Below are 12,512 nucleotides of genomic sequence, written 5' to 3' on the forward strand. Positions count from 1 at the left end.
TTCTACCGCCCGGCGCACGAGACGATCTTCGACGCGATCACCGACCTGTACGGCCGAGGTGAGCCGGCGGACGCCATCACCGTCGCCGACGAGCTGACGAAGCGCGGCGAACTCGCGCGCATCGGCGGGCAGGCGTACCTGCACCAGATCATCGCGTCGGTGCCGACGGCCGCGAACGCCGGGTACTACGCGCAGATCGTCGCCGAACGGGCCGTGCTGCGCCGGCTCGTCGACGCCGGCACCCGCATCGTGCAGATGGGCTACGGCGACGAGGGCGGCGACGTCGAGGACATCGTCAACGCCGCGCAGGCCGAGGTGTACGCCGTCGCCGACAAGCGTGGCGGCGAGGACTACGTGCGGCTCGGCGACGTCATCGAGGCGACGGCCGACGAGATCGAGCAGGCCTCCGGCACCGACGGGCAGATGGTCGGCGTGCCGACGGGTTTCTCCGAGCTCGACGGGCTGACGAACGGTCTGCACCCCGGGCAGATGATCGTCATCGCGGCACGACCGGCCATGGGAAAGTCGACGCTCGGCATGGACATCATTCGCAGCGCCGCGATTCATCACAACATGACGGCCGCGTTCTTCTCGCTCGAGATGGGGCGCACGGAGATCACGATGCGCCTGCTGTCGGCCGAGGCCGGAATTCAGTTGCAGCACATGCGAAAAGGCCAGATGCGTGACGAGGACTGGACGCGTCTGGCGACGACGATGGGCCGCGTCTCGGACGCGCCGTTGTTCATCGACGACTCACCGAACATGTCGCTCATGGAGATCCGCGCGAAGGCGCGCCGGCTCAAGCAGCGCCACGACCTGAAGATCATCGCGATCGACTACCTGCAGCTCATGAGCTCGGGCAAGCGCGTCGAATCACGTCAGCAGGAGGTGTCGGAGTTCTCGCGTGCGCTCAAGCTGCTCGCGAAGGAGCTCGAGGTACCCGTCATCGCGATCTCGCAGCTGAACCGTGGCCCCGAGCAGCGCACCGACAAGCGCCCGCAGATGGCGGACCTGCGTGAATCGGGTTCGATCGAGCAGGACGCCGACATGGTGATCCTGCTGCACCGTGACGACTACTTCAACAAGGAGTCGGAGAAGGCCGGCGAGGCCGAGATCATCGTCGCCAAGCACCGTGCGGGCCCGACGGCCGACATCACGGTCGCGTTCCAGGGTCACTACTCACGGTTCAAGGACATGGGCGGTCAGAACTTCTGAGCCGTTGCCAGCGATGACGTCATAGATAAGGCGGCGTGAGACCCCAAGGTCGATCGCGAGCTTGGCCTTGTTCGCGCCGGCGGCTGCTGCCTGACGCACGTGCGCAACCTGTTCGTCGGTGAGGCGGCGGGCACGGCCCTTGTACACGCCGCGTACTTTTGCCAGGTCGATGCCTTCACGTTGGCGTTCGCGGATGAGGGAACGCTCGAGTTCGGCGACGGCGCCGATGAGTTGGCGCTGGAACGTCGCGAACGGGTCGGCCGTGGCGTCGGGTGAGAAGGTGAGGCGTTCCTTGACGAACTCGACGCTCACCTTGCGCGCGGTGAGGTCGGAGACGATCTGCTCGAGGTCGATCAGCGATCGCGCGAGTCGATCCATCGACGCGACGCGCAACGTGTCACCGCGACGCACGTAGCGCAGCGCATCCGACAAGCCAGCGCGATCGGCTCGGCTCTTGCCCGATTGATGGTCAGTGAACAGCTCATCGACGCCCCCAAGCGCTTCGAGCTGCCTAGCGAGATTCTGTGACGTCGACGAGACGCGTGCGTACCCCACGATTTGACCCGGCATGTCTAGACCCTACCCGCAAAGTGGGCAAAAAGACGGTTACCGACCCTATTCGCATGCGCGTCCGATCAGCCCGTGCTAGTGCAAATAGGGTGTACCCCCATCCGCGCTAATGTGATTGTGTCAAGTCGATCTGGCCCCAGGGTGACGGTCCGATCTGGCCCCGGACGCGTTGGACACCAACCCCGGGGGACGACTGCACCAACGCCAACTGGCCGAGCCCGGTTCGGCAGCTGAGGGTCACAGGCCGAACGCGCCGCCCTCAACCAAGATGACAATGCCCAGGCCGATCAAGACCAGCGGAAAGAGGATGTGCTCCCAGCGTTCAAGCACCTCGGCGATCGGCTTACGAGTTGCGACGAACTTCGCGGCGAGGACCAGGACGACGACCAGCGCCAGGAACACGAGGCAGTAGGCCACAAGGGCGCCGGTACCTACCGCCAGGAACACCGGGACGTAGACCCCGATGTTGTCTCCGCCATTGGCGAACGTCACCGCGGCGACCGTGAGGGCGCCGACGGGCCGGTCCGCGACGTTGTCGTCATCGTCGCCGTTGCTCCACGCCTGCCAGGCGGCATAGATGCCCAGCAGGAGCGGGATAAGACCGAAGTACGGGATGGCGTCGTCGGGAAGGATGAATCCGGCGCCGAAGGTCACTGCTAATGCGGCGATAAGGATGCCACCGAACCCGAGGTACTGTCCGGCGATGATCTTGGTGGTGGCGCCTCGTTGCCCGGCTCCTCGGGCGAAGAATAGGGACAAGACGATGATGTCGTCGATGTTCGTCACCAGGTACAAGCCGATCGCCTGCAGCGCGGCGGCGGTCGTATCCATGCGTATTCGTCTCCTTCCGTCGACGTTGTTCGAGTGCTACTGCGCGCGTGCCTGCTCTGGTGCCGTGTTCACGGGTTCCTGGTGTGACGCTGTTCCTTTTCGTCATCCGCCGCGCGCCCGGGGCGCGCGTGCACCAGTGCGATCACGACGCATCCGGTGACGAGGAATGTGTCGGCGAGGTTGAAGGTGGGCCACCAGCCGGTGTGCAGGTAGTCGGTGACCATGCCGTCGCGGGCACGGTCGGCCACGTTCGCGACGGCGCCGCCGATCACGGCGCCCCCGGCGATCTGCTCCATCCGCCCGGCTCGCGGAGCCCGGTGCCAGGCGTACAAGACGAACGCGACAGAGATGGCAGCGGTGATGGCCACGACCACGCCGGCGGGCAGCTTGTCGCCCATGCTGAATGCCACGCCTGAGTTGTAGGCCAGCTGCAGCTGGATGACTCCGAGATCGACGGTGGACTCGGCGAGCCGGGCCTCAGAGGCGCCCTTGGCGATCAGGTCCACCGCAGCGATGGCCGCGGCTGTGAGCAGGACCGTGCCGCGACTTGTTCTCGCAGGCGCCGCCGTCTCGCTGGCACGGCCAATCACCTGGCGTCGGCTTCCGCTGGCACCGAAGCCGCGGGCGTGGCTGCCGGTGGTGGTGGGAGCGGCCGGGTACGGCCGGCGCGGACGCCGTTGCCGATCACGAAGATCTCCGCGACCTCGTGGACCAGCACCACCGCGGCGAGTCCGAGCACACCGAAAGCAGCGAGCGGGATCAGGAGGGCGATTAGGCCGAGAGACAGTGCGACGTTCTGCAGCATGATGGACCTGGCGCGGCGCGCATGGGTCAGGGTGTGCGGTAGGTGCCGTAGATCCTCACCCATGAGGGCGACGTCAGCGGTCTCGATGGCTACGTCGCTGCCCATGGCGCCCATCGCGATCCCGACGTCGGCGGTGGCCAGTGCGGGGGCGTCGTTGACTCCGTCGCCGACCATCGCGGTCGGCCGGTCCTCGCGGAGCCGGCGGATGATGGCCGACTTGTCCTCCGGGCGAAGCTCGGCGTGCACGTCGGTGATGCCCGTCTGGGCGGCCAGCGCGGCGGCGGTGCGTTCGTTGTCGCCGGTGAGCATGGCGACCTGGTAGCCGTCGGCGCGGAGTCGGGCGACGACCTCCGCGGCCTCGGGCCGCAGGTCATCGCGGACAGCGATGGCGCCAACCACGCCACCGTCGTACTCGATCAGCACGGCGGTGGCGCCGGCCTCCTGCATGGCGGTGACCGGGTCGGCGAGGTCGCCTGCGGGTATCCAGCCGGGCCGACCGAGTCTGGCCTGGCGGCTGTCGATGGTGCCGGTCAGGCCTGCCCCGGTGATGGCCTCCACGCTCTCGGCGTCGCGGTACACCGGGACGGCTGCGAGGATGGCGCGGGCCAGTGGGTGCTCACTGCGCGACTCCAGCGCGGCCGCGATCGCAAGGACCTGCTCCTGGGTGTGGCCGGGAGCGGTGGCGACCTGGACCACTGACGGTTGGTTGCGGGTCAGCGTGCCGGTCTTGTCCAGGGCAACGGCACGGATCCGGCCGAGTGCTTCCAGTGCGGCGCCGCCCTTGACCAGGGCGCCGATGCGGCTGGCGGCACCGATGGCGGCGACCACGGTGACCGGAACGGAGATCGCCAGGGCGCACGGGGAGGCCGCGACCAGCACGACCAGCGCGCGCTCGATCCAGGTGGCCGGATCGCCCAGCAGACTACCGATGATCGAGATGCTTCCGGCGAGGACCATGATGCCGGGCACCAGCGGCTTGGCGATCCGGTCGGCCAGGCGCTGGGCGTTGCCCTTGCGGGCTTGCTCGGCCTCGACGATGGTGACGATCCGGGACAGGGAGTTGTCCTCGGCGGTGGTGGTGACCTCGACCTCAAGCACGCCGGTTCCGTTGATGGAGCCGGCGTAGACGGCGTCTCCGGCGGCAACCTCGACCGGGACGGACTCCCCGGTGAGGGCCGAGACGTCCACAGCGGTGCGACCGTCACGAACGACGCCGTCGGTCGCGACGCGCTCACCCGGACGGACCAGGAGCAGGTCGCCGATCGCGAGCTCGGTCGGAGCGACGGTGACCTGGGTGCCGTCGCGAAGGACAGTGGCCTCCGCCGGAACCAGCGACAGCAGTGCGCGCAAGCCGCGGCGGGTGCGGGCGACGGCGTACTCCTCCAAGCCCTCACTGATGGAATAGAGGAAGGCCAGCATCGCTGCCTCGGCAACCTCGCCGAGGATGACGGCGCCCACCGCGGCGATCGTCATCAGCGTGCCGACGCCGATCTTGCCCTTGACCAGACGCTTCAGGGTGCTCGGGACGAAGGTCCAGGCGCCGAGCGCCAAGGCGACGCCGTTCAGGCCGGTCACCGTCGAACCGGAGGCACCGGAGCGGTCGGCAATGAAGCCTGCGACGAGGAAGACTCCAGCGAACGCGGCGAACCGCAGCTCGCTGACCTCCCAGAGCCGCTCAGGCTCTAGCTCCGCTAGCTCGTCATCGCGCGGATCGTCGTGGCCGCAGCCGCATGCATCCGTCATGGTGCTACTTCCTCGGTCGTGGCGAGGATGCCGGCGGTGATCGCGACCGCGCCCTCGATGAGGTTGTAGGCGACGGTGAACTGGGCCAGCCGCAGACCGCGCCGGGTCAGCTGCTCGGTCTCGACGGCGGACAGCTGGGTCACCGCTTCACCTTCTCGGCACCAGGACGGGCAACATCTCCGTAGGTGGGGCAGAGTGCAACGGCCTCGCCGGTCGCGCCGAGCAGGGTCTCGGCCACGGCAAACAGCTCGATCAGCTCTGGGTGGGTGACCCGGTAGACCGAGGACCGTCCCTGCGGCCGGTAGTCGATCAGCCCGCAGTCGCGCAGGCACGCGACGTGGGATGACACCGTGGACTGCGGCAGGCCGAGCTCCGCGGTCAGGTCGACCACCCGAGCCTCCCCCGAAGCCAGCCGGCGAGCGATCGCGAGCCGGGTGGGATCAGCCAGCGACCGGAACAGCGCTACCGCGGCGGTCAGGTCTGGTTGCAGCCCCGGGTCGTCTGCAACCTCACTTCTCATCGACATGCGCCGATAATAACGACATCAGCCATTGATCGGCCAATCTCGGTGACACCGATGTCGGGCGCGGTGACGGTCGTCGTGGCCCGGTGGGGCTCAGGTCACAGAGCGGGGGTGAAACCTGAGCTGAGGTTGACCTGTATCCATGTCATGGCGGACTGCCAGGCACCGGTCACCATCAGGACACCCACGGCGAGCATGAGCACGCCGCCCAGGCGCTGGGTGGCCCGGTGGTGGGTTCGCAGCCAGCGTGAGGCGCGGTCGGCGCGGGCCCACCCTGCGGCGATCAGCACGAACGGCAACCCCAGGCCCAGGCTGTAGCCGGCTGCGAGCAGTACTCCGCGCAGGACTGGCGCGCCGTCGTTGCTCAGCGGTGAGGCGGCGACCTGGATAGCGCCGTAGACGGGGCCGATGCATGGGCTCATGCCGATGCCGAAGACCATGCCCAGGACGGGCGCGCCGAGGAGCCCGGCGGCTGGTCGCCACCGGACCGGCAGTCCCCGCTGGCCGATGAACCCGAGGTAGACCAGCGCCAGGAGGATGACCAGGACCCCACCGCCGCGCATCAGCAGGTCCCGGTGGCCGAAGAAGAGGCTCATCGCCGCGTTGAGCGCCACCGACAGGCTGACGAACACGACGGAGAAGCCGATCACGAACAGCGCGGCGCCGGCGACGACGCGCGTACGCCTGGTGTGGTCGGTCAGTCCGGTGACGTAGCCGAGGAAACCGGGCACCAAAGGCAGCACGCACGGCGAGGCGAACGAGACGGTCCCGGCCGCCACGGCCAGCATGACGGCCAGCGGCAGGCTGCCGCTGGCGACGACGTCGGCCGCGTCGGACGTCATGTTGCTGGCTCGGCGAGCATCTGGTCGACCAAGGACCGGAACGTCGTCTCGGTTGACTCACCGGACACCCGTGCGGCGATCCGGCCCTGCTTGTCGATCACCAATGTGGTCGGCACCGTGACGACCTTCCCCTGCAGTCCCAGCAACGACTTGCCGCCGTCATCGCGCAGGGAGGGATAGCGCACACCGAACTTGGCCGCGGTCGCGCTGGCAGAGGTCACTGAGTCCTTCTGTAGTACACCCATGAACTGCACCGGCGCACCGGCCGCACGGTAGCGGGTCCAGGCGCTCTGCAGCTGTGGTAGCTCCTTCTGGCGCGGCGGACACCACGAGCCCCAGAAGTTCAGCAGCACCACCTGGCCGCGGGCCGAGCTGAGCGACCACGCCTTGCCCTCCAGGGTCGTACCCTCCAGCGCCACGGGCTTCTTTCGCTTCCCAGGTGCGATCACCTCGATCTGGCCGTTACCGGCGACGTACCCCTTGTTGTCGCCACGCTTGGCCTGGCCAGCAATCGAGTTCGAACCATCACCACAAGCAGCGGCTCCGGCCAGCACCACGGCCGCTGCCGCCACAGCAGCGAGCCGACGCTGGAACGGGGACCGACGAAGGCTACGCACCCGCGCACTCTATTACTACCGACCGTGGTGGAGTGAGTCGAAGCGCCGGGTCCGCCCAATCGCTTTCCCGCGGCCGGCGCTCCACCAGCTCAAGCATCCTGGGGTTGACCCCGTCTGGTGGACATCGGTTATGCGGCTTCAGCAGCCGCGGTGGTGAGTTGGTCTTCGAACGCTGTCGGGCTGATCTGACCGAGGGCGCTGTGCCGCCTGCGACGGTTGTAGACCGTGTCGATCCAGGTACTGACTCCGGTGATGGCTTCGGCCCGGGTCGTGAACGAATACCTATGGTAGTACTCGGTTTTCAGGGTTGACCAGAAAGATTCCTGTTGCGCGTTGTCCCAACAGACCCCGGTGCGCCCGACCGACAATCGAACATCGAGCTCTTCTGCGGCCTCGGCGAGTTGGGCCGAGGTGTACTGACTGGGTTCAACTGGTCGATGCAACACCGGCTTGTGCCAGCAACAGTAGTTCTTCGTTGAAGGCTTCTGCGGGGGTCTTCCAGCCGAGTGCCTTGCGGGGGCGGGTGTTCAGGGCGTGCGCGACGGCTTGGAGTTCGTCTTGGCCCCAGCGGGCGAGGTCGGTGGTCAAGTCCGCTGGGGTGGTGTACGAGGTTGATCCCTCGGTTGGTCGTGTTGTCAGGCTGTGAGGGCCTGTAGTTCGAGTTCGGTGGTCACCTCCTCGGTGGTGGTGTCGACGGCTTGTGCGCGGGCGAGGACGTCGAGGCCGAGGTAGCGGCGGCCTTCGGCCCACTCGTCGTGTTGCTCGGCCGGGACGGCGCCGACGAGCCGGATGATGGATGCGCGGTCGGGGAAGATCCCGACCACGTCGGTGCGCCGGCGGATTTCGCGGTTGAGCCGCTCGTTCGGGTTGTTCGACCAGATCTGACGCCAGACCTCTTTCGGGAACGGCGTGAACGCCAGAATGTCCGCCTTGGCACCTTCGAGATGTTCAGCCACCGCCGGGAGCTTCTCGTGCAGGGCGTCGACGACGCGGTCGAACTGGGCGTGCACGGCCTCAGCATCGGGCTGGTCGTAGATCGAGTGCAGCAACGCCTTGACCCACGGCCAGTTGGTCTTCGGGGTCGCGGACATCAGGTTGGCCGCGTAGTGGGTCCGGCAGCGCTGCCAACCGGCGCCCGGGCTCGTGGCCGCGATCGCAGCTACGAGCCCGGCGTGGGCGTCAGAGGTGACGAGCTTGACCCCCGTGAGGCCGCGGGCGGTCAGATCCCTCCAGAACGCGAGCCAGCCGGCGCCGTCCTCGCTGGTGGTGACCTGCGCGCCGAGGATCTCGCGGTGCCCGTCAGCGTTGACACCGGTCGCGACCAGCACGTGCACCGGCACCACACGGCCACCTTCGCGGACCTTCAACACCAGCGCGTCAGCGGCGACGAACGTGAACGGCCCGGCGTCTTCGAGTCGTCGGGTGCGGAACTCTTCGACGTGCTCGTCGAGTTCCTTGGCCATCACCGAGACCTGGGACTTCGACAGGCCGGTGATCCCGAGAGTCTGGACGAGCTTGTCCATCCGCCGCGTCGAGACGCCGAGGAGGTAGCAGGTCGCCACCACGCTGGTCAGTGCTCGTTCGGCACGCTTCCTGCGCTCGAGCAGCCACTCCGGATACAGCGACCCGGTGCGTAGCTTGGGGACGGCGACATCCAGGGTGCCGACGCGGGTGTCGAGGTCGCGGTGGCGGTAGCCGTTGCGGGAGTTGACCCGCTCCGGGGTCCGTTCGTTGTAGCCGGCACCGCACACCGCGTCGGCCTGGGCGGACAGCAGTGCATTGACGAAGGTGGTGAGCAGGTCCCGCATCAGATCGGGGCTCGCCTGGGACAGCTGCTCGTTCAGGAAACGGGCAGGGTCGATACTGGGTCCAGCGGTCATCAAGGTGTCCTTCTTCGAGGTTGGTTGTGAGAGATCACTCGAAGGATCCACCTGGTGGCCGCGCCTACGTTGAAGGCACGCGCTCACTCAGGTCCGTCGTACACCACTCTGCTGGACTCCACTCTGCGCGCCTCGGTGGCGAACTTGCAGCGCCACCTCGGCATTCGCGCTGACGGCGTCTTCGGCCCGCAGACCCGCGCGGCCGTCGTGCGCTTCCAGCGCGCGCACCACCTCGGCGTAGACGGTGTCGCCGGCCGGGCCACCTTCCGCGCGCTCCACATGTACTACGTGTTCGCTGGGCGCGGGGGGAGTCTGTCAGTTCTCCAGGAGTTCGATGCGTTCGATCAGTGGGGGGTGGGTGTTGAGCCACGACATGGGTGGCGTCTGACTCTCTTCGTTGCCATTGTCGTGCTGGTTTTCGAGGTAGGAGGTCAAGCCGGGCGCGAGGCCGTGCTTCTTCACGAAGTCGTCGGCGCGGAACTCTTCAGCGCGGTCGGCGGCGCGCAGGGCCAGTAGCAGCCCTGTCCAGATCAGTGCGCAGGCTACGCCCGCACCAAGGGCTACAGGGTGGTTGCGCAGCAGGCCCAAGAGCATGAGGGCGGCCACGGCGCCGACAGCGAAGGTCGCAAAATGCCCGAGGTCATGGCGGAGTTGGCGGAACACTCCGCCCGTCGCCGCATTGAACATGCGTCCGCAGAAGAGGGCGGGCGTCATCATCCAATAAACGACCGGGTGCACGAGTTGGCCTCCCCTCAGGTGGCCGATCTCGTGCGCCACGACGCCGGCGAGAACCTCAGGGGGTATCGCTCCCTCATCCTCGAGGGCGTCGACGTCCTCGCCGCAGAAACCTACGCTGCGGCGAAACATGGCACACGGGGGCGCATTCCTCAGGTTGGTACGGAAGATGTATACGTCCTGGAGCGCGACGCCTGCTTCCTCTAGAAGGTTGACCGTGTCTGCGCCCAGAACGGTTCGAGCTTCCCCTACGGGCTTCCATTTGAGCACCGCCCTGATGAGATTCCGCTCGGCTGCGGGCGATCCCCTGTAGGCCCATCCGACAGCAAACCGGCTCTTCACAGATGAGGGTGTAGTTGGGGTCTGAATCCCCCGGCTTCCAGGAGTGCTCGGGCGATGTAGTGGGTGAGGTTGCGGAAGCCGAGGGCGAGCCCGCGTAGGTGCTCAAGGCGTCCGTTCACGGCTTCGGTGGGTCCGTTGCTGGTGCGCGGCCGGTCGAAGTAGGCCAGGACGTCACAGACGCGTCTGGCCAGGGTGCGGCCCAGCTTGCGCAGCTCGACCAACGCCGTGGGCACACCATCGGCGAGGGCGTCGATCACGGAGCTCATCTCGACGCGGCCGACGCTCCGGTCGTGGTGACGGTAGGCGGAGATCATGCGCTGATAGATCCCCCAGGTGCACTCGACCTGGATGTGGCGTTCGTCGGCGAAGAGGGACTCGAGGCGCTCGTGTTGGCGGCCGGTGACCAGGTCGGCACCGGTGTGCAGAGTCCGCCGCGCGGTGTAGAGCGGGTCGCCCTTGCGTCCGCGGTGTCCGTGGAGCTCTTGCTGGACCCGGCGGCGGCAATCGTCGAGGGCGTCGCCGGCCAGGCGGACCACGTGGAAGGGGTCCATCACGCAGACGGCGTCCGGCAGCTCTTCGGTGGTGGCGGTCTTGAACCCGAAGAAGCCATCCATCGCGACGACCTCGATACCCCTCCGCCAGGCTTGGTCCCGCTCGGCGAGCCAGTCCTGGAACGCCTTCTTCGAACGGCCATCGAGCATCGCCAGCAGGCGGGAGGGGCCGGTGCCGTCGCGCACCGGGGTGAGGTCGATGATCACAGTGACGTACTTGTCGCCCTTCCTCGTGTGCCGCCAGACATGCTCGTCGACCCCGACCACGCGGACGCCGTCCAAGCGGGACGGGTTATCGATCAGCAGGCGTTGACCTTCGGCCAGAACAGCGTCGTTGGCGGTATTCCACGACACCGCGAGTCCTTCGGCGACGCGGGCCATGGACAGGTGCTGGACCACGATCGCGACCAGGCCCCAACGCAGCCCGGCGCGGGAGATCTTCGCCCGCGGCTCGGCCGCGGCGGTGGTGTCCTGACGCCACACGTGAGCGCACTCGGCACACCGGTACCGGCGCACGGTGACCAGCAAGGTCGTGGGGCGCCACCCGAACGGCTCGTGCGCCAGCTCCCGGGTCACGGTGTCCCGGGATACCCCTCGGCAGCCACACCGGCGGCACCAGTCGTCCGGTTCGACGACCCGGCAGGCCAGCACCGCACGATCCGGCTCGAGAAGTTGCCCGGTGATCTCCAGGCCAAGGTCGTCAACGCGCGTGAAGGTGGTCAGGTCAGGGCACGTGAAGGTAGCGTCAGGCAACGTCGAGGTCTTTCGGATGGCTGCGTGTAGGAACCTCCATCTTCGGAAGACCTCGACACCTACCTCCGGACCGACGCGCCAGCGCCGACTACACCCTCATCTGTGAAGAGCCGGTTTGCCCGCCGCGAGGCAGGCGAGCAGGACGGCGCTGATCGCTGCCATCCCGGTCGAGAACGCGACGCCTTCCTCGGCGCCCTCCATCGTGGCGAGCCCACGCTCGAAGCGGTCGACGTTCGGGTTCCACAGACGCTGGTACACGTACGAATCACCGGGGCGCGGGCGACCACCGGTTGCCATCTGCTCGTACGAGTCACCGCCCTGCGTCACGCCGGTGACGGGGTAGGTGGTCGACTGATCGATTCCTGCGACGTGCACCCCGAGCTAGGCGAGGTCTTCGCGGCCCGCGTGGACGGCGTCCGTCATGAGTGAAGAGATGTGTTTCACATCACATAGCGTGTGGGGTCTGCGAAATAGTGGCAACATCTCGCCGAATCCTCCGAAAGGGGTCAGTCTCCCGTGGAAGGTGCGAAATCGAGTGCTCGTTCGTCCGGCGACTCGCAGGTTCGACGACCGTTACTCGGCCCCGCGTGGAGCCCTGACGCCGTCGATCGTCGGCTCGTCGAGCTACTTCTCGAGGACGGCCGGATGTCGAACGCCGAACTCGCGCGGCGGGTCGGCGTGCCGGAGTCGACGTGCAGCGGCCGGTTGTGTGTGTTGCGCGAGCGGGGCGTCATCGCGGGCGTCCACGCCGACGTCGATCTCGGCTCGCTCGACGTGCCCCTCGAGGCCATGATCGCGCTGCGCTTCACGGGCCACACGCGTGACGACATCGACGGCTTCCACGCCGCAGTCGCCGATGTGCCCGGCGTCCTCGCGGCCTTCCACGTGACGGGGGAGAACGACTTCCTCGTCCACGTCTGTACGCAGTCTCCCGACGCCCTGCGCGACATCGTGCTCGACCACCTCGCGGTGCTGCCCGGCGTCGTGCACGCCGAGACGAGCCTCATCTACGAACGTATTCGCGGTTCCCGCCCTCTCGGCTGAGGCGCGACGGCCCGCGATGAAGGGCGAGGGGCGAAGGGCGATTCACGAAGAGGCCGCGGTA

General features: G+C 67.5%; 14 protein-coding genes and 3 pseudogenes. 3 read left to right on the forward strand and 14 right to left on the reverse strand.

The window, feature by feature from the left end; genetic code table 11:
* A partial coding sequence (gene dnaB / locus B2284_RS02610) for a replicative DNA helicase (protein WP_286697147.1) occupies positions 1 to 1,215 on the forward strand: 1,215 nt, incomplete at its 5' end.
* Here the strand turns inward: dnaB and B2284_RS02615 are convergent.
* From B2284_RS02615 to B2284_RS02665, 11 genes and pseudogenes are all read right to left on the reverse strand, one after another.
* Positions 1,180 to 1,785: a recombinase family protein gene (locus tag B2284_RS02615; protein WP_074045822.1), complete on the reverse strand. Its 606-nt coding sequence runs from the start codon at positions 1,783 to 1,785 to the stop codon at positions 1,180 to 1,182. The genes dnaB and B2284_RS02615 overlap by 36 nt on opposite strands.
* A 237-nt stretch (positions 1,786 to 2,022) precedes the next feature.
* The gene (locus tag B2284_RS02620) at positions 2,023 to 2,616 is read right to left on the reverse strand and encodes a cadmium resistance transporter (protein WP_006944675.1); all 594 of its coding nucleotides are present in this window, start codon (positions 2,614 to 2,616) and stop codon (positions 2,023 to 2,025) included.
* Positions 2,617 to 2,684: 68 nt separating this feature from the next.
* Positions 2,685 to 3,206, reverse strand: coding sequence for a signal peptidase II (gene lspA, locus B2284_RS02625; protein WP_006944688.1), 522 nt, complete (start codon positions 3,204 to 3,206; stop codon positions 2,685 to 2,687).
* A complete protein-coding gene (locus B2284_RS02630) occupies positions 3,203 to 5,164 on the reverse strand; it encodes a heavy metal translocating P-type ATPase (RefSeq protein ID WP_006944623.1) in 1,962 nt (653 codons plus the stop codon). Before B2284_RS02630 ends, lspA begins: the two co-directional genes overlap by 4 nt.
* On the reverse strand, positions 5,161 to 5,307 hold the full coding sequence (locus tag B2284_RS02635; protein WP_006944664.1) for a hypothetical protein: 147 nt from the start codon (positions 5,305 to 5,307) through the stop codon (positions 5,161 to 5,163). Before B2284_RS02635 ends, B2284_RS02630 begins: the two co-directional genes overlap by 4 nt.
* Entirely contained in the window at positions 5,304 to 5,690 is a 387-nt protein-coding gene (locus B2284_RS02640; RefSeq protein ID WP_006944798.1) for an ArsR/SmtB family transcription factor, read from the reverse strand. The genes B2284_RS02635 and B2284_RS02640 overlap by 4 nt, the downstream gene beginning before the upstream one ends.
* Positions 5,691 to 5,785: 95 nt before the next feature.
* Positions 5,786 to 6,529, reverse strand: a complete 744-nt coding sequence (locus tag B2284_RS02645) for a cytochrome c biogenesis CcdA family protein (RefSeq protein WP_006944749.1) — start codon at positions 6,527 to 6,529, stop codon at positions 5,786 to 5,788.
* A complete protein-coding gene (locus tag B2284_RS02650; protein ID WP_040014494.1) occupies positions 6,526 to 7,101 on the reverse strand; it encodes a TlpA family protein disulfide reductase in 576 nt (191 codons plus the stop codon). The genes B2284_RS02645 and B2284_RS02650 overlap by 4 nt, the downstream gene beginning before the upstream one ends.
* 173 nt (positions 7,102 to 7,274) lie before the next feature.
* Positions 7,275 to 7,568: pseudogene (locus B2284_RS02655) on the reverse strand (integrase core domain-containing protein); the annotation flags it as partial.
* Positions 7,569 to 7,572: 4 nt separating this feature from the next.
* Positions 7,573 to 7,728, reverse strand: a pseudogene (locus B2284_RS02660) (IS30 family transposase); the annotation flags it as partial.
* Between the two features lie 53 nt (positions 7,729 to 7,781).
* On the reverse strand, positions 7,782 to 9,026 hold the full coding sequence (locus B2284_RS02665; RefSeq protein WP_136788239.1) for an IS256 family transposase: 1,245 nt from the start codon (positions 9,024 to 9,026) through the stop codon (positions 7,782 to 7,784).
* A gap of 54 nt (positions 9,027 to 9,080) precedes the next feature.
* On the opposite strand from B2284_RS02665, the pseudogene B2284_RS14415 reads away from it, so the two are divergent.
* A pseudogene (locus B2284_RS14415) lies at positions 9,081 to 9,290 on the forward strand (peptidoglycan-binding domain-containing protein); the annotation flags it as partial.
* 51 nt (positions 9,291 to 9,341) lie between these two features.
* On the opposite strand, the gene B2284_RS02670 reads toward B2284_RS14415, so the two are convergent.
* The 3 genes from B2284_RS02670 to B2284_RS02680 all read right to left on the reverse strand — a co-directional run bounded on the left by B2284_RS02670 (position 9,342) and on the right by B2284_RS02680 (position 11,782).
* Positions 9,342 to 10,031 (reverse strand): M48 family metalloprotease, encoded by a 690-nt coding sequence (locus B2284_RS02670; protein WP_136788240.1) that lies wholly within the window; start codon positions 10,029 to 10,031, stop codon positions 9,342 to 9,344.
* A gap of 68 nt (positions 10,032 to 10,099) precedes the next feature.
* Complete coding sequence (locus B2284_RS02675) at positions 10,100 to 11,407, reverse strand: ISL3 family transposase (protein ID WP_074045819.1); 1,308 nt, start codon at positions 11,405 to 11,407, stop codon at positions 10,100 to 10,102.
* 96 nt (positions 11,408 to 11,503) lie between these two features.
* Positions 11,504 to 11,782 (reverse strand): PLP-dependent transferase, encoded by a 279-nt coding sequence (locus B2284_RS02680; protein ID WP_006944766.1) that lies wholly within the window; start codon positions 11,780 to 11,782, stop codon positions 11,504 to 11,506.
* A 141-nt stretch (positions 11,783 to 11,923) separates the two neighbouring features.
* Between B2284_RS02680 and B2284_RS02685 the strand changes: the two genes are divergently transcribed.
* The gene (locus tag B2284_RS02685; RefSeq protein ID WP_074045817.1) at positions 11,924 to 12,451 is read left to right on the forward strand and encodes an Lrp/AsnC family transcriptional regulator; all 528 of its coding nucleotides are present in this window, start codon (positions 11,924 to 11,926) and stop codon (positions 12,449 to 12,451) included.
* The last annotated feature ends 61 nt before the right edge of the window (positions 12,452 to 12,512 follow it).

The organism is Dermacoccus sp. UBA1591, assembly GCF_002322065.1.
Classification (GTDB): Bacteria; Actinomycetota; Actinomycetes; order Actinomycetales; family Dermatophilaceae; genus Dermacoccus; species Dermacoccus nishinomiyaensis.

What these genes read in the sequence shown, in the direction of transcription:
- B2284_RS02615 (WP_074045822.1), bottom strand. Translation starts at nt 1,785, where the DNA reads ATGCCGGGTCAAATCGTGGGGTACGCACGCGTCTCGTCGACGTCACAG.
- B2284_RS02620 (WP_006944675.1), bottom strand. Translation starts at nt 2,616, where the DNA reads ATGGATACGACCGCCGCCGCGCTGCAGGCGATCGGCTTGTACCTGGTG.
- B2284_RS02630 (WP_006944623.1), bottom strand. Translation starts at nt 5,164, where the DNA reads ATGACGGATGCATGCGGCTGCGGCCACGACGATCCGCGCGATGACGAG.
- B2284_RS02640 (WP_006944798.1), bottom strand. Translation starts at nt 5,690, where the DNA reads ATGTCGATGAGAAGTGAGGTTGCAGACGACCCGGGGCTGCAACCAGAC.
- B2284_RS02645 (WP_006944749.1), bottom strand. Translation starts at nt 6,529, where the DNA reads ATGACGTCCGACGCGGCCGACGTCGTCGCCAGCGGCAGCCTGCCGCTG.
- B2284_RS02665 (WP_136788239.1), bottom strand. Translation starts at nt 9,026, where the DNA reads ATGACCGCTGGACCCAGTATCGACCCTGCCCGTTTCCTGAACGAGCAG.